The following is a 16,159-nucleotide window of genomic DNA, read 5'->3' as shown; positions in this document are numbered from 1 at the left end:
TTTTAGCTTAAATTACCAGTACAAAGAAGGTATAGAGAATCTGTTACACGAACGACGGGATCACCGGTAAACACAACCGCTTATGATGTTCAACTTACCTAAATCGGATCAGGATAGGTCCTCTCTGTTGTTCATACACATGGGAGGCTGGTTGCTGTTTATCGCTTATGAAATAGGTTTCATCAGTTTGTCTACCCAAACGCAACTGGCATTGAAAGAGCTGGTCGTTTACTATGCTTTGAATATCACTTTATTCTATGTCCATGCGCTATTGATCATGCCAACGGGCATAGCTAGCAGGAGGCCTTATCTGTTGTTACCTATGCTGATCCTGGCGGAACTTCTGATCTACCTGCTGATCAAGAATCAGCTTGACCGATGGCTTTCGGAACCATCCATCACTGACCGGAGTTCGTACTTGGCCATCAAGCGTTTTCTGGTCTATAATACTTTCAGGGGAATTTATATCTCGGGAATAGCCACATTGTATTGGGCGATCCGCAGGATGATCCGATTTATCCGGATCGCTCATATCAGCGAGACCGAAAAACTCAAAGTGCTCAAAGACAAAGCAGAACTCGAACGCGATCTCATCGAAGCACAGAACGCACATTTACGATTACAGATCAACCCGCACTTCCTTTTCAACACCTTGAACTTCATACATAACACTTATTACAAGACCGCCAGAGAGGCGTCGGAGTGTATCGTACTCCTGGCGGAGATACTTCGCTTTGCACTGGAAGATCAGGATAAGGACGGTAAGATCCTGGTCAGCCATGAAGCAGAACAGATCGTCAATTTTATCGAACTCAACCAGGTACGGTATGACCACACGCTGAACCTGCGGTTCACCACCGATGGTGACCTTCACCGTAACCGCCTGATCCCGCTCATCCTGCTTACGCTGACCGAGAACGTATTCAAGCATGCTTACCTGAAAGACCAGCAACATCCCGCCACGATCCACCTTTCCATAGACGCTGATCATACGCTGCATTTCCGGACCTGGAATATCAAACGTCAGCAAAGTGCGGTCAAGCGCCTGCGGTCGCTGGGCATTGACAATGTCATCAAGCGGCTTGATCATTATTATCCCGACCAATACCAACTAACCATAAATAACCGAGAAGATACTTATGAATTACACTTGACCGTACACTTATGCTAAGATGCTATATCATTGATGATGAATACCACTCTGTTGAAATATTGATCAGTTACATTGCGCAAACGCCGGGGCTGGAACTGGCAGGGTATGCGACGAATCCGCTGACCGCGCTGAACGACATTACCGGCGTGCACCCGCCGGACGTGACCTTCCTGGACGTTGAGATGCCTGAACTTTCGGGGATGGAAGTGGCCGGTTTGGTAAAGCCTTATACCACGGTGATCTTTACTACTTCCTTCCGTGAATTCGCCGTGGAGGCGTTCGAGAAAGAGGCATTCGATTTCCTGCCGAAACCGATCAGCTATGCGCGTTTCCGGCAATCAATAAGCCGGATCCAACGGGAACAAGAAAAAAAGATCACCTCGCAGCAGCGAGAGTTCTTTTTCGTAAAGTCAGATGTGCGGGGAAAGATGGTCAAAGTCGCGATCAAGAATATCATCTATGTGGAAGGTGCCCAGAACTACATCAAGATACACATGACCACGGGGAACATGATGCCTTACCTGACGATCAATGAGATCGAGGAATACTTACCCTCAACACAATTTGCCAGGATCCATCAATCTTTTATCGTAAATAACGAATTCGTCAAGGCCGTAGAGCCAGGCCGTGTGATTTTGGTCAATGATCATTCCCTGAACATCGGCCGATACTATAAAGATGCTTATCTGAAGAAGATCAAAGGCGATCTGCTCATCTCCAGACGTAAGTACTAAGCGGAACGGCCCCTTGCTAACCTGGAAAGCGAATGTTTGTATAAGCAATGATAGACCACCAATTCCTGACGCCGCTGATCATCCACAAATAAACGGTTCAGGTGCATATGTACAAGGTCAGCGATCAGGCCTATCCGACGTTCGTGTCCAAAGCGTCTGATCTTTTTGCTGAACCGACGTGCACCATCTGTCAGCTCTTGTTGTTCTTGAAGCAATCCAAGTTTCGCGTAGTGATCAGGCGACGACAAGACCTGCGTTATCTCCGTTCTCAGTTCCCGGTATTTGCGGTCCAGGTCTACACGCAGTGATCTCTGACCAGAGAATTCCGACTGAAAGGCCAACGACATCTTTTCACAAAAGCCGACCCTGTCTTTCAGGTCGGGGAGAAATATTCCAAGCAAGTTCTCCACGCTGGAGAAAGCTAAGCTGTGATAACTGGCCTCCGTGCGTTTCTGTTGCAACTGGTGAATGTACTTTAAGATCAGCGCACTGCTCAAGCCGGAAAAAACTTCGACCTCATTTATCATATCGGCACCATACCGCTCCAGTTCCCGTCTATAGGTATCTGCCTGGTATTCGCGTATCAGGTGTTGTCCTACGTCTCCGGCAAGAGCTTTTTGGAAGAGGGTCAATACCCGACCCAGGTCACCTTCGTCAACTTTGATGCGGAGACGGATATGATACTGGCTATCCCGGTACCGTACAAAGAACCAGTTGGTCGGTCGACCCGCATGGACCTTCTTCAATAGAGGTGATATCTTTTGGGCGAGTAGATCATTAGCTAAGGACGGCTGACAATAGAGTTTCAGATACAACCACTTACTTCCCGGTAAATAGTTACGAACCACAGTTGGTTTGCTGGCTTCCGAAGGCGTTCGAACCGGATGATAAATTTGGTCAGAACGGTATAAGAAAGTGACGAACTGATCTACCAGACCTTTACCATCTGCTGTTACGACCGGTTTTACCGGAAGAAAGAACTCTTGTATGACCGCCGATGCGGAACCTTTTAAACACTCCCGTAAGAATAGAACCTCCTTGCTTCTGTCCAGATGAAAGACCAGATACTGGTCATGCCGCCTTAACGAGATCACGGCGGGCCAATGCCGTTCCTGGCGATATCGATCGAACAATAGCAATGTCGCATCTTCCTGGCCGGTGGTGAGTTGCCGGATATCATCAGTGGATAGTGTCCAGGTGGCCGGATAAAATATAGTATCGCCGAATATTACCCGTGGATAATGACCCATCCCCGGAAAGTATCGCGCCATGTCCAGATCAAAGTTACTATGAAGGCCTTGATACTGTAGGTCGCAGAGCAATTGAAACGGTGCGAACTCATTGCGGTTATAGTTGTAAGCGGAAGATAATCGCGGTATGATCTGCCGGCCCAGGCTTCTGGATTCCAGAACCAAGCGGCCATTCACGACCGAAAGCAAAAGGTCAGAAAGCGGCAGTTGATTCTCCTGTGGTAGAACCGAAGCAGCATTGATAAGTATCTCGTACGGATAGACCGGCAGGCGACGGTTGATGTTATCGGCATGCGTATCTGACAATTGTCCTAACTCCGCAAAGATCATCTCCGGGTTCGACTTCTGCTCAAGGGCAGCTATCTCCTGAGCAATCTGATGCACCTCCGGGTTCCATAGGGTAAAGCGTCCGATCAGTGCGGTGGCTGAAATGCCGCCGGCACTTTCAATATAGAGGTAGTCATCTAAAATCCTGAACATCACCGACATTGAGGTGGGTGTAGGGAGTGTGTCACTGAGTCCTTCATTCAGTTCCGTGATATCATCGGGTGTGATGCGGATGATACGATCACCGTCCGTCAAAGCATTCCACTTTCGAAGCAACAGCCGGTGTACCGCCGTCCACTGGAGGGTGACCAGACCGGTTGCAGAACTTTCGAAAACGATCTCATTGAGCAGTTCATCTCCGGTCAGTTGTATACCCGAATCGGTATAATTGATCCCGGACTCCGGGTCAAGGGCGGTCAGTAACGGCACCTTGCGGCGCTCATAACGGGCCTCGAACTGCCGAATAAAATCGTTCAGTCTTTCCGGGCTTGAAGGGATACTCAATACACGAAGCGCGTCCAGAGAAGCTTTGATCTGGTCCTGGTATCGGTGATCAAGGCTGCCGCTGATCACCCGCCGCTCCAAACCTGCATAAAAATAATTTTTATAGGAGATCTCGCTATCCCGTAATTTTTGAAGTTCCTGATTCAGATCCTGCAAGCGATTAAAATCAACAATGGTCAGATCCTTCATTCTATCTATCAGATCCTTTAAATTGGACCTCAAAGGCGATCCGGGAATTGTATTGTTATCGAGTAGTGTGGTCAGATGATCCGGACCGACCAGATAAGGCCGATCTAAGTTGACCAAGATCTGTGCATTGGTCAAGAAGCTCAAATACTCTTGTGCCATAACCAGATCACACTGGATCGTGTCGGTGATCAGCTTGATGATCGCGGAACCTTTAGGACTAATTTGAACACAAAGTTCAACAACCCGATCGACCAGCTTATCTACTTGGAAAGAGTCCAGCTCAAAGAGTAACTTACTACTGCCGAAAACCTGTCTGGTGGTCAGAAACCGGTATTCCTTGCCCATCCTGTACAAGGTCGGATTCACACTGAATCGCTGATCGTCGACTGATCGCTCCTGTAGCAACTTCGCGCCCAGTTGTAAAGCGACCTGCTGGTCTAAATTCAGATGCAGTTGCGCTTGTTCTAAGCTTACTAATTCGATCGACTTATCTTTACCCCATGAACCCACTGAGAAGGATGCGAAAGCCCCAAACGGTGTTGGCCTAAAGGTTAACCTATTGATATATTTATTATAACTCAGTAATTCTTTTGGAGATGTTGTATCGATTGGCTGGTCACTTCGTAAAGTAAAAAATATTGGATTTGCCAATGCGAATGCTACTAGCAAATGAGAATCGTGCTTCCGAGATATATCCGTTGACAGTTTATACCCTTTGTAATCATGAGTTGGGGTTCTGATGAATATTTTTGGATAAACATTGTATTGATACATCGTCTACTTTGTTTCTTTTACATGATTTGTTTTGACTTATAGAGGAAGGTGTTTTTCTTGACAGGGTGCGCGGTAATAAGTACTTGCGTATTAAGACGCTTTAATGCATTTGAGATTGAAGTGCCTTTGTAATGCCAACCAAGGGAATCGAAATAGGCTCTGACTTCTCTTATCTCTCTCGGAGACTGAAAAAAATCACTTGACAAAAGCTTATGCTTGATAGCATATACGATCTCTGGAGCTTGGTCGAAAAAATATGACTGAACGTCTTTATTGAATTTATGCTTTTCAAGGAGTTCTTCTCTTAAATTTTTGTTAGGCTTAAATGTTTCATTAGTTAATTTGGTCAATGTGAAGTTTGTGAATTTGAGGATGTTATCTAATAGATTTAGGTTGTATCCATTTTTCCCACTTTCGACATTCACTAAACTCGCTTTCGATATCCCGGTTGCCAATGAGAATTTCAGCAAAGACAAACCCAACGATAATCTAATAGCTTTTACATTCCTTCCTATAATTGTCCTTGAAACTTCTTTCATGGACAAATAGAAAAATGCATATCATTTCTATTTGACTACGAAAATTATACTAATGAGATAATTTTTATTATATTTGATTTTGTAACAAGGTATTAATAAGAGTCTTGCGGTCGCATATTCTGACGCCGTGACGTGAGACAGCAGTTGATACCCATGTCTATGTGTAGATATACATATATTTGTATGTCGAGATAGATGTGGGGGCTGCTGTAATTCCATGTCATTTAAGGCGTCAGAAACTTTATTGCGACCATGGTTTGCCGCCCTCACATTTATTAATCTAGCAAACCACCCAAGACTCGTATTTCATACGAGCATGAAACCAGTTGATCTCCATCTTCCAGTACTTGTTGATCGCCAGCGATGGTTAGAGATCGTTCATGCTTATTATTTTCCCTTTCTCTGTTCCAAATTCTTCTATCGTAATCTTTTTAAGGCACCCGAGTGACCTCACTAGAACGGCAACTCTAATCAGTTAATAGTTCACCGCTGAGTTGCCGTTTTTAACTGATCAAATTCTCACTCAACGCTACTCACACATGAAAAAAACTATATTGATTATAGCCATGGCCGCGCTTTGCCTAAATTTTGAGTCCTCAGCTCAACAATTAAAAGCGCCTACTTATAAGATAGGTGACCGCATACCAGATATCACGATCAAAAATGTCCTCAACGCCAAAGGATCAACATTACGACTTTCTGATTATCGCGGTCAGTTATTGATCATCGACTTTTGGGCTACATGGTGTTCCCCATGTGTAGCCATGATCCCTAGAATGGATAGCTTACAAAAGCAATTCGCGGGAAAGTTATCCTTTCTACCGGTGACCACACAAAGCAAAGAAACCGTTCAAAACTTTTACCAGAAGTTCAACCGCCAGCGATCCTCCGCCCTGAAGCCTGTACAGGTCGTTGCTGACAGCCAACTGGATGAAATGTTTCCGCACCGCACCCTTCCGCATTATGTCTGGATTGATGGATCTTCAACCGTCAGGGCGATCACGGAATTCAATGAGATTACAGCATCGCATATCCAGACCTTCCTGGAAACCAATCAGATCGATGTACAGGAGAAGGAAGATCAGCCCGCGATCGCCTATCAAAATGATAAGCCATTGCTCGTGAATGGTAACGGCGGCGATGGACAGGGATTGATTTACCATTCCGTAATGACGGGATATAATAGCGGCTTGCCGCTGCAACGCGTGATACAAAAAGAACCGAACGGCGGCTACAAAATATTGTGCAAGAATTTAAACGTGCTTCAACTGCTGGCCACAGCTTACGCCGATCAAGGCAAGGATTATCTATTCAACCTGGACAATATCAAACTAAAAGTTCGTGACCCTCAAAAACTCACCTCCAATGCGATAGGCATGGCCTATGACCAATGGTTACAGTCGGGTAACGGCTATTGCTACGAACTTATCGTCCCGGCGGCGCTTAAAAAAGATGCTTTCGCCATCATGAGAAAGGAAATGGAAAAATTATTCCCTGCCTATGCACCTTCCATGCAAAGCAAGACGGAAGCCTGTCTTATCCTACAGCAGATCGACCCCGGCGTTATGTCCCGCTCTAAGGGCGGTGAATCTCGCGTTTCAGTGGACGCTTTCGGTGCAGATCTCAACAATGCCTATCTCAAACAATGGGTCGATCAGGTCAATGTTCAACGGTTGACCACACTGCCCATACTTGACAGATCCGGATTAAAAGACCGGATAGACCTGAAGATCAGCAACGGCTTCAAAGATACCAAAGTATTGAACCAAGAACTTCGGAGCTATGGACTTCAGCTGATCGCAGGTACACGAACCGTACCCTTATTGATCGTTGAAGATCGCTAACTACTTGATCAACCTTACTCACATGAAATATATACTATTTTCTATCATTTTCGTATCCTGGAGCATCGCCCTTCAGGCACAGCATATCATCAACGGTAAAGTACTCGGCGGTCCCGACAGTACCGTACTCACCGGTGCAACGATCAAGGTCCTGCCAACAGGCGCGGGTACGGTGACCAATAATGCTGGTGCATTCATGATCAATGCGCCAGTGTCAAGCAGGCTCCTGATCAGTTATCTCGGGTTTAAACCCTTGGAATATGTCGTACGTTCCGGTCAAGACCATAACCTGATCTTTCTCCTGCAACCTGACCCGGCACAACTAAAGGAAGTCGTCATTTCAACCGGCTACCAGGAATTGCCCAAAGAGCGTGCGACCGGCTCATTCGTACAGGTAGACCAGCCATTACTCAACCGTAGCGTCAGTACCAGCGTGATCGATCGCCTGGCAGATGTGGTACCGGGCCTGACCTTTAACAAAGTAGGCAATAAGGTATCGGAGCAGACTGCCATTTCCATCAGGGGACAAAGCACTCTTTTTGCGCAAACATCTCCGCTGATCATATTAGACAATTATCCATATGACGGAGATATTAATAATATCAATCCGAATGATATAGAAGGTGTCACGATACTCAAAGATGCTGCCGCCGCCTCCATATGGGGGGCCAGGGCGGGCAACGGCGTCATTGTGATCACGACCAAAAAAGGCCGGTATAACCAGGCGACCAATGTCTCATTCAACAGCAACGTGACCGTCGGTCAAAGATCGGATGCCTTTTATTCGCCGGTGATGAGTGTGTCAGATTTCATAGAAACTGAAAAAACGCTGTTTTCCAAAGGATATTACAATAATCAGGAACGCAATGCCAATAAGATCGCATTGACCCCAGTTGTAGAACTACTGATCGCTAAGCGTGATGGAAAGATGAGCGCCGTTCAAACGGATGCAGCCATAGAGGCGTTAAGGTCAAAAGATGTCCGGAACGACTACGAACGATACCTGTATCAGCCATCCATCAACCAACAATACAGCTTAAGTATCAACGGTGGTTCCGCCGGACAGAAGTTTTATTTGTCTGCCGGCTACGATCATAACCGGAACAGCACCGTTGGCAACGGCTATGAACGGATGACCCTGGATGCTAATCACAGTTACTTATTGGCCAATAAAAAACTGACGATCAATTCCGGTGTGTTCATTTCCTACAGCAACACTCCTCAAAACGGCCTTGCTCTTTCCGCATTAAACTATGCTACCGGAAAATCACTTTACCCGTATGCAAGCCTGGCCGATGAACAAGGCAACGGATTAGCGGTCACACATACTTACCGTGATGCCTTCCTGCGATCCGCAAATGCGAACGGTTTACTGGACTGGCAATACAAACCATTAGAAGAACTCTCCGTAGCAGATCTGCGTACGGGTCTTCAGAACATCCGAACAAATATCAATCTGAAATACAATTTAGCGACAGGCTTGAGTGCTCAACTACTATATCAGTTCGATCAACTTAACTCGAATTACCGGAATCTACAATCTGTAGCCAGCTGGTATACCCGCGATCAGATCAACAGGCTTTCGATCCTGAACAGTGACGGCAGTATAACCCGGCCCGTTCCCTTAGGGGGGATCCTGGACATCAGGCACAGTACTACCAACAGCCATAACCTCCGCTTTCAAACGGATTACTACCGGAACTGGACATCTGCGCATCAGCTCAACCTGCTTGCCGGGGCTGAGGTACGTGATGTTCACGCCGCCGGAAGCAGTTACCGTTATTACGGCTATGATAATGAGCATGCCAGCAGCCAGCCTGTCGACTACATCAGTACGTTCACTTCATTCGTCAATCCGGCATCCAAAAGTAACAAGATACAGAACAACGATGCGTTGACCGATCTGACCGACCGCTTTGTTTCCTATTATGCCAACGGTTCGTATACCTACCAGCAACGCTATATTCTGACGGGCAGTATTCGGCTCGATCAGAGTAATCTGTTCGGCGTGTCGGCCAATCAAAAAGGTACCCCGCTTTATTCGGCAGGATTGAGCTGGAATATCAGCGATGAACCGTTCTATAAAGTGACCTGGCTACCATCGCTTCGCCTGCGTTTTACCTATGGCAGCAACGGGAATGTCGACCGCACACTTTCGGCTTACACGACGGCATTCTATTACAACGCAAGCAATTCGTACCTCAATTTGCCTTATGCAGTGATCGCTAATCCACCTAATCCGGAACTGCGTTGGGAAAGAGTGAATATCGCCAACTTAGGTCTTGATTTCGAAGCACTGAACGCTAGGATAACCGGTGCGGTCGAGTACTACACCAAAGCGGGCAAGGACCTGATCGGCAATGCACCGCTGGCACCGCAGACCGGTGTGGCCCAGTTCAAAGGAAATACGGCGAATACCCAAGGGAAAGGTGTCGATCTTACGCTAACGGCTAAGAATCTGGATGGTGCTTTCAAATGGCATACCACTTACCTGTTCACTTGGTCCAAAGATATCGTCAGTAAATACCTGCTTGGATCGACGAACACCTCGCGTGATTATCTTTCAGGCCTCTACAGTACGATGCCGACCGAAGGCAAGCCCCTTTACGGTGTTTACAGTTATCCATGGGCCGGTCTTGATCCGTCGACCGGAGACCCGCAGGGATATCTGAACGGCGTGGTAAGTAAAGACTATGGTGGAATCATTGCAGCCTCAACGAAGGACAATATCACGTACCATGGCTCGGCTCGCCCGGTCACTTACGGTGCATTGCGTAATACCTTTGCTTGGCGTAATTTTTCCGTCTCAGCCAATATCACTTATCGACTGGGCTATTTTGTGCGCCGGTCTTCCATTCAATATGCTACGGTGCTGTCAGGACTTGGCGGACATGGGGACTATAGTGACCGCTGGCAACGACCCGGCGATGAACAACGAACGCAGATCCCGTCGATGCCTTCAGTGATCAACACTAACCGCGATAATTTTTATACCTATTCTTCAGCACTTGTAGCGAAGGGAGACCATATCCGTTTACAGGATATCACCGCATCTTATGAACTGACACGGAAGCATTGGCGGAAACTTCCTTTCAAAACTTTGCGCATTTACGGCTATGCTAATAATCTCGGTATCCTGTGGAAAGCGATGAAAGGTGACCTGGACCCCGATGCCGTGAACGGCGATACGCTACCGTTAACTAAGAACATTGCCTTGGGACTCAAAGCTGACCTTTAAATCTCAGATCATGAAAAATATATACATTATAATCATATTACTGCTATTGTCCACTGGTTGCACTAAAGAATACCTGGAGAAACGGCCGAATAAAGCATTGTTAGTGCCGGAAACTCTTGATGATTTCCAAAAACTACTCGACGCCAGCTTTGAGGCCAACCTGAATACAATCACCGGCCTGAACGAGATCGCTGCTGATAATTTTCAAGCGGACGAAGCAACGTTACGCTCGCTGGATGTGATCGAAAGAAATAGCTATCTCTGGTCTCAGGATATCTACGAAGGCAATTCGGTAAATGACTGGAACTTTCTTTACCAGGAGGTCTTTGTCAGTAATGTCGTACTTTCCGGCTTGCAAAAACTGGATGAGAAGATCAATGCGTCGCAATACAATGCGATCAAAGGAACTGCACTTTATTATCGTGCAGAATCATTTTACAGCCTTGCTCAAATGTTCGCTGTACCTTATAATGCTGCGGCAGCCACAATTTTGCCTGGCATCCCGATCCGTACCGATCCTGATGTTAACCAGATCGTGAGCAGAGGTACTTTGCAGCAATCTTATGACCGTATCTTAGCTGACCTGCAAGAGGCGGCTCGACTGTTACCTGCAAATGTGAACGTAAAGATAAGGCCTACCAATATTGCCGCATTGGGCATGCTGGCGAGAGTGTCGATCACCATGGGCCGTTACGCAGAAGCATTTGATTATGCCGATCAGGCCTTGCACCAAAATGGCACCTTGATCGATTATAATACGCTAACACCTACAGGCTCCGATAGTCCATTCCCCATGATCCTGCCTTTTGGCAACGAAGAGGTGTTAGGCTACAATAATCTGGTCGGTTATTCTTTCTTTCTGGAACCATTGGTGGTGATCGACCCTCAATTGTATCAGAGTTATGCAGACAATGACCTTCGCAAAACCTGTTATTTCGCGGACCAGGGTAATGGTGGCTTTAATTATATTGGTAGTTATTCCGGTACCTATGCCACGCTTTTTGGTGGCCCTGCGACAGATGAACTCTATCTTATTCGTTCCGAATGTTCGGCAAGGTTAGGCAACATGGTGCAAGCGCTTAAAGACCTGAACGCACTACTGGTCAAAAGATGGAAAGCCGGTACGTATCGACCGGTCACTATCAGCGAAGCAGAAAAATTGTTGGAGATCATATTGATTGAACGACGGAAAGAACTGGTCGGCAGAGGCCTGCGCTGGACCGACCTTCGTCGATTAAATCAGGACCCTAGATTCGCGACCACGCTGACCAGGAATTATGAAGGGAAGACCTTAACGCTGGCACCCGAAGATAAGCGCTACACGTTTCCTATCCCTATGGATGAGATCACCCGAAGCGGAATAGAACAGAATGACCGCTAACAAGAAAGCCGTATGAGGATCATACGGCTTTCTTGTTGTATTAGTTAGCTTTGTAGCCCAGGTTGACCGTGCCTTCCGCATTGTCAGTGTTTTCCTGCAACGTGTGCTGGTTAGGGTCATAACCATCGGCGAAGGAGGCGGTACAGATCTTGGTGGCAGACACGCAGTTGCCGCTACCGCTTCCCTGCATCCACGAATTACTGGTCTCGCGGGTGGATGAAGTAGCGATCCGGCGCCATACGCTGGCGAACTTTTTAGGCTCCGGTGTCTTAAAGGCGAAAGCTGCACTGATTCCTAATAACATGGCGAACAGGGTAAGATTTGACTTGATCTTTCTCATGGTGACGAACGCTTTATTACATCAAAAAGCGTTCAGAAAAACTTTAATTAAAATGATCTTTGATTTTTGCCTACTCTTTTGTCGGGTTTTCGGCACCTCCTGTGCGAACCTGGCTATATTGATCCAAGAACGCTATTTGGTTTAATCCTTCCTGCCAAGCGATCTCCTTTCCCTGTTAATGATGTATATACCGGTCAAACTTAACAGCAAGAAAAAAATGTTGAACAGCAGGTGCGTTTTCCAGTCCATCGATTGAATCACGCCCCCACATGAGCAAGGCATCCAGCCAAAGTAACCTGCCAGTACCAAGGCTACATAGCCGGTGAATAATGTCATGAGTATGGATGATGCAATGTACCCATATAGCCGGCTGCGATTTTTGAAGATCAGGAATGCTGTTACGAGTTCAACGCCCGGCAGTGTCCAGATGATGATCCCAGCTGCCCATTTTGGAAGGGTTTGATTGTACATCTGCTGTTTGAATATATCGAAGGCAAGCAGCTTACTGAACGCTGTATAAGTATAAAGTACGATCAATAAGGCACTGATCGCCGTCATCAGCCATTCATGGTTTCGTGAAGCAGGTATTGTATCGATTCTCATAGGATAATGCTCGACACAAAAGAACGATGGTCATCTATAGCAAAACAGTAGTAAAACGGTAGTGTCTATACAATGCCATGAAAGACAGGTATTGATCGTAAATCGAAAGCCTCAGCTAATGAACTGGAATATGTCAAAGACAGACCAACACTTTTCGAATCTGTTCCCGGCAACTTTTTTACTACACCAGCAGGATGAAAGATTTTATTGATCATGGCCAGGCTGGCCAATTTGGACACAGGCTGTGTCCAAATTCATTAATCCTGTTCCTGATCGGTACCAGCAGTACCTGCACCATTTATGATACGACTGAAATCATCCTCGGTAGGTAAATAGCGCGCAATGTCTTCCGGTAGCTGGCGATAATGGTAAGTTGCCACACCCATAGGCTTGTTGATTAGTTCCAATGCATATTCTACGGTCAGCTTACTTTTACTTTTGCAGAGTAGTATGCCGATACTGGGATTATCTTCCGGATAGCGAACGGTTTTATCCAGCAGATGCAAATACCAGTTGAGTTGTTGACTATGTTCCGGCTTAAATTCCGAAGCCTTTAATTCCAGCGCGATCATACATCTCAGCTTGCGATGGTAAAACAACAGGTCGATGAAATATTCTTTGTCATCCAGCTCCAGGCGAAATTGACGACCCATGAAAGCAAAATCGTTACCTAATTGGCCAAGTGTCTTGGAGATATTCTGAACAATGGCGTTTTCCAGTTCACGCTCAGTATGCTGGTCATCCAAGCCCAGGAAGGAAAGATTGTATTCATCCTGAAATTCCTGCCGGTGGATACTTAAGCGGGTCTCGTCGATCGTTTGTGAAAAGTTATTCTGAAAATCAAGCTGTTTATGGTAGCGGTCGTATTTAATTTCTTCTTCCAAAATTCCCCGGCTCCATCCGCGCTCGAAGCACTGCTGGAGGTAAAACCCACGCTGTTCGGGCTCTTTTACTTTGGCAAAGATCGTGTTGGTATGCCCCCAGGGAATTTTGGCCACAGCCTGTGTCCAAATCTCATTGCCAGCTGTCTGCTCATAAACCAGACGCATCCGTCTGAGATTACGGGAAGAAAAGCCCTTCACACCCGGATACTCGGCCTGCAGATCTTTCGACAAAGTATCGATGATGCCGTCACCCCATCCGCTTTGCGTCCTGACTGACAATACTTCACCCATGTACAGATATAGTCCGATGAGTTCACGGTTGACAGCAAGCAAGCTTCGGTACCGCGCCTGACTAATGCGTTGCTTAAGATCGGTTAGGGTGAGCTGGTAATTCGATGGCACTATCGACATAAGGGTGTTGATTAAGATGACTGTAGATGCGGTACAAAGTTAATCCAATTGCTGGGACACGCTGATCTTGGCAACGAGTTTTCTGACGTCTAGTTTGACCTGTTGGTATTGGTATTGAATCTCATCACTGGTTACACTTCTTACCAAAGGTAAATCCTGATAAGTAAGCTCTTCTTTCTGGATAGCCTGATGGTCGTTTTGAATAGCGCAATGGAACGATTTGAGTGATATGGGAACGTCGGGGTTATCTGCCACCATCCCCACAAATTCACCAGAGGAAAGAGCGGCGATCTTTGAGGCAGGTACAGCAAAATCTAAATGGGTCGATTTGCTGATGGAGGTGTCCGCGCTGTTAATAGATACGTTTTCTTTTTGCTGATTGATCTTGCCGATCCGTTCAGACAATTGCTTTGCCGTATCACCGGTCACCTGCCCACAGATCACGTTACCTACAATATTCATGATCACTTCTGCCTGTTCCCGGCCATAATCCTTTTTAAGCTGACTATAGTCCTGAACCGCTAAGGTAACAGCAACCTTATTAGACCTTGCTGTAGCGATCAAATTATCAATGCCGTTGAAGTAAATGGTCGGAAACTCATCAAAGATCATACTACACTTTTGCTGACCTCTACGGTTAACCAGTTTGTTGATGCGATTCACATAAAGTGAAAGTACGGCACCGTTTACCTGCGACTTTTGCGGATTGTTGGCCAGGCAAACGATCTTGGGTTCGTTAGGATTATTGATATCCAAAGAAAAGTCGTCGCCACTAAGCACATAATAGAGCTGAGGTGAAGACAGCCGCGCCAAACTGATCTTGGCGCTAGCCACCTGGCCTTCCAACTGTTCGTAAGCTTCATTTCTCCAGGCAGAGATGAACGGATTGATCAGTACCTCGACCTCTGGCTCTTGTAATAAAACCGCGAACAGTTCTTTGTAGTCGATCTGTGCCAGTTCGATCACATGCGGCAAGGTGCAGTACCGGCCATCCTCGTACTTTTTCAGGAACCAGATTATGGCAGTAACAAAATTGATCGGTGATTCCACAAAAAAGTCGCCCTGTTTTTTGATCCATTCCCTGTTAAGACCCAGCATAATGGTCCGGCTGGAATCAATAGCGTCCGTAATGTCTGTCATGGTCTGCGGCTCTAGGGGATTAGCACGGTGCATAACGTGATCCAGGTTGATAATATATTGAACTGGCTTAACGGGATACAAGTGGCCGTACCTCAGTAAAGCGTTATAAACGATACGGGTCAGGTCATCATATTTAAAATCGTACACAAGCATCGTAAAGCCTTTTTGGATATGCTGGGTGATCAGGTGCCGGATAACAAAATAAGACTTACCAGCGCCCGGACTACCGGCGACCAGTGTACCACGGAAGGGGTTAATAATATTGATCCAACTGTTGCGGTTCTTGCCCCGGATCTGATACTTAGCCGGAAGATTAAAGGAATACTCATTTTCGAGCAACCGTTCTTCCTGCGGGAAAGACTCATTGTCTTTGTTGAAGATGTCCTGATCCAGCTTGAGCCGCAACTTCCGCATCATCATACTACCACCGGAAAGGATCAACAGGTATCCAACTGTAGTCATTATAACATAAACAAAGGTGATAGATACCAGATCAACAACAACAAAACGCAAAAATGAACTGGTGCTATATAGTAATGAACCAAGCAATATGTATGTGGCCGCGGTACGAAGTCTTATCTTATCATCCTTTTTTCCTTTGCTGCCCACCAGTGAAACGACCAATAATAATAACACAGCACCCTTAGCATAAATTGTATGACTGAAAAGTCCAAGCTGTGCGACCGGCACTAGTATACGGTCAACCAACGGCATGGTGACATGGAAGTTTTTAAATCCCGCATAACAGAATAAATAAAAATGAATGATCAGAATCACCAAACTTATCATTCTGGTAAAATCAATGATCTTTCTAAGTGCTTGTTCATTCTCTCCAGTTTGCATAACCA

11 protein-coding genes are annotated in these 16,159 nt (G+C 46.2%); 5 read left to right on the top strand and 6 right to left on the bottom strand.

The window, feature by feature from the left end:
* Nucleotides 1-82: 82 nt before the first annotated feature.
* Together BC343_RS02445 and BC343_RS02440 are read left to right on the top strand one after the other, a co-directional pair.
* Nucleotides 83-1,171, top strand: a complete 1,089-nt coding sequence (locus BC343_RS02445) for a sensor histidine kinase (protein ID WP_078346121.1) — start codon at nucleotides 83-85, stop codon at nucleotides 1,169-1,171.
* Nucleotides 1,165-1,887 carry a LytR/AlgR family response regulator transcription factor gene (locus tag BC343_RS02440; RefSeq protein WP_078346120.1) on the top strand — a complete coding sequence of 241 codons (723 nt, stop codon included), beginning with the start codon at nucleotides 1,165-1,167 and terminating at the stop codon, nucleotides 1,885-1,887. Before BC343_RS02445 ends, BC343_RS02440 begins: the two co-directional genes overlap by 7 nt.
* Here BC343_RS02440 and BC343_RS02435 read toward each other — a convergent pair.
* Together BC343_RS02435 and BC343_RS02430 are read right to left on the bottom strand one after the other, a co-directional pair.
* Nucleotides 1,884-4,931, bottom strand: a complete 3,048-nt coding sequence (locus BC343_RS02435) for a lantibiotic dehydratase (RefSeq protein ID WP_078346119.1) — start codon at nucleotides 4,929-4,931, stop codon at nucleotides 1,884-1,886. The two genes, BC343_RS02440 and BC343_RS02435, sit on opposite strands and share 4 nt — an antisense overlap.
* Before the next feature lie 17 nt (nucleotides 4,932-4,948).
* Complete coding sequence (locus BC343_RS02430) at nucleotides 4,949-5,470, bottom strand: helix-turn-helix domain-containing protein (RefSeq protein WP_078346118.1); 522 nt, start codon at nucleotides 5,468-5,470, stop codon at nucleotides 4,949-4,951.
* A gap of 539 nt (nucleotides 5,471-6,009) precedes the next feature.
* Between BC343_RS02430 and BC343_RS02425 the strand changes: the two genes are divergently transcribed.
* Genes BC343_RS02425 through BC343_RS02415 form a run of 3 tightly spaced genes read left to right on the top strand, consistent with a single transcriptional unit; the run spans nucleotide 6,010 to nucleotide 11,933 of the window.
* Nucleotides 6,010-7,314 carry a TlpA family protein disulfide reductase gene (locus tag BC343_RS02425; RefSeq protein ID WP_078346117.1) on the top strand — a complete coding sequence of 435 codons (1,305 nt, stop codon included), beginning with the start codon at nucleotides 6,010-6,012 and terminating at the stop codon, nucleotides 7,312-7,314.
* A gap of 22 nt (nucleotides 7,315-7,336) precedes the next feature.
* Nucleotides 7,337-10,552 (top strand): SusC/RagA family TonB-linked outer membrane protein, encoded by a 3,216-nt coding sequence (locus BC343_RS02420; protein ID WP_143822037.1) that lies wholly within the window; start codon nucleotides 7,337-7,339, stop codon nucleotides 10,550-10,552.
* Between the two features lie 10 nt (nucleotides 10,553-10,562).
* Entirely contained in the window at nucleotides 10,563-11,933 is a 1,371-nt protein-coding gene (locus BC343_RS02415) for a RagB/SusD family nutrient uptake outer membrane protein (RefSeq protein WP_078346115.1), read from the top strand.
* Between the two features lie 40 nt (nucleotides 11,934-11,973).
* On the opposite strand, the gene BC343_RS30675 is transcribed toward BC343_RS02415, so the two are convergent.
* From BC343_RS30675 to mobC, 4 genes are all read right to left on the bottom strand, one after another.
* Entirely contained in the window at nucleotides 11,974-12,273 is a 300-nt protein-coding gene (locus tag BC343_RS30675; protein ID WP_143822036.1) for a DUF6520 family protein, read from the bottom strand.
* Nucleotides 12,274-12,414: 141 nt separating this feature from the next.
* Entirely contained in the window at nucleotides 12,415-12,876 is a 462-nt protein-coding gene (locus BC343_RS02405; protein WP_143822035.1) for a MauE/DoxX family redox-associated membrane protein, read from the bottom strand.
* Nucleotides 12,877-13,133: 257 nt separating this feature from the next.
* On the bottom strand, nucleotides 13,134-14,171 hold the full coding sequence (locus BC343_RS02400) for a PDDEXK nuclease domain-containing protein (RefSeq protein WP_078346112.1): 1,038 nt from the start codon (nucleotides 14,169-14,171) through the stop codon (nucleotides 13,134-13,136).
* A gap of 39 nt (nucleotides 14,172-14,210) precedes the next feature.
* A complete protein-coding gene (gene mobC, locus BC343_RS02395; protein ID WP_078346111.1) occupies nucleotides 14,211-16,154 on the bottom strand; it encodes a conjugal transfer protein MobC in 1,944 nt (647 codons plus the stop codon).
* Nucleotides 16,155-16,159 lie beyond the last annotated feature (5 nt).

Origin of the sequence: Mucilaginibacter pedocola, from assembly GCF_002013915.1 — a bacterium.
Taxonomy (GTDB): domain Bacteria; phylum Bacteroidota; class Bacteroidia; order Sphingobacteriales; family Sphingobacteriaceae; genus Mucilaginibacter; species Mucilaginibacter pedocola.
Note: the sequence above shows the minus strand (reverse complement) of the source record. Positions and strands in the feature narration are given on the sequence as shown.

What these genes read in the sequence shown, in the direction of transcription:
- BC343_RS02420 (WP_143822037.1), top strand. Translation starts at nt 7,337, where the DNA reads ATGAAATATATACTATTTTCTATCATTTTCGTATCCTGGAGCATCGCC.
- BC343_RS02445 (WP_078346121.1), top strand. Translation starts at nt 83, where the DNA reads ATGATGTTCAACTTACCTAAATCGGATCAGGATAGGTCCTCTCTGTTG.
- BC343_RS02405 (WP_143822035.1), bottom strand. Translation starts at nt 12,876, where the DNA reads ATGAGAATCGATACAATACCTGCTTCACGAAACCATGAATGGCTGATG.
- BC343_RS02425 (WP_078346117.1), top strand. Translation starts at nt 6,010, where the DNA reads ATGAAAAAAACTATATTGATTATAGCCATGGCCGCGCTTTGCCTAAAT.
- BC343_RS02430 (WP_078346118.1), bottom strand. Translation starts at nt 5,470, where the DNA reads ATGAAAGAAGTTTCAAGGACAATTATAGGAAGGAATGTAAAAGCTATT.
- BC343_RS02440 (WP_078346120.1), top strand. Translation starts at nt 1,165, where the DNA reads ATGCTAAGATGCTATATCATTGATGATGAATACCACTCTGTTGAAATA.
- BC343_RS02415 (WP_078346115.1), top strand. Translation starts at nt 10,563, where the DNA reads ATGAAAAATATATACATTATAATCATATTACTGCTATTGTCCACTGGT.
- mobC (WP_078346111.1), bottom strand. Translation starts at nt 16,154, where the DNA reads ATGCAAACTGGAGAGAATGAACAAGCACTTAGAAAGATCATTGATTTT.
- BC343_RS30675 (WP_143822036.1), bottom strand. Translation starts at nt 12,273, where the DNA reads ATGAGAAAGATCAAGTCAAATCTTACCCTGTTCGCCATGTTATTAGGA.
- BC343_RS02435 (WP_078346119.1), bottom strand. Translation starts at nt 4,931, where the DNA reads ATGTATCAATACAATGTTTATCCAAAAATATTCATCAGAACCCCAACT.
- BC343_RS02400 (WP_078346112.1), bottom strand. Translation starts at nt 14,171, where the DNA reads ATGTCGATAGTGCCATCGAATTACCAGCTCACCCTAACCGATCTTAAG.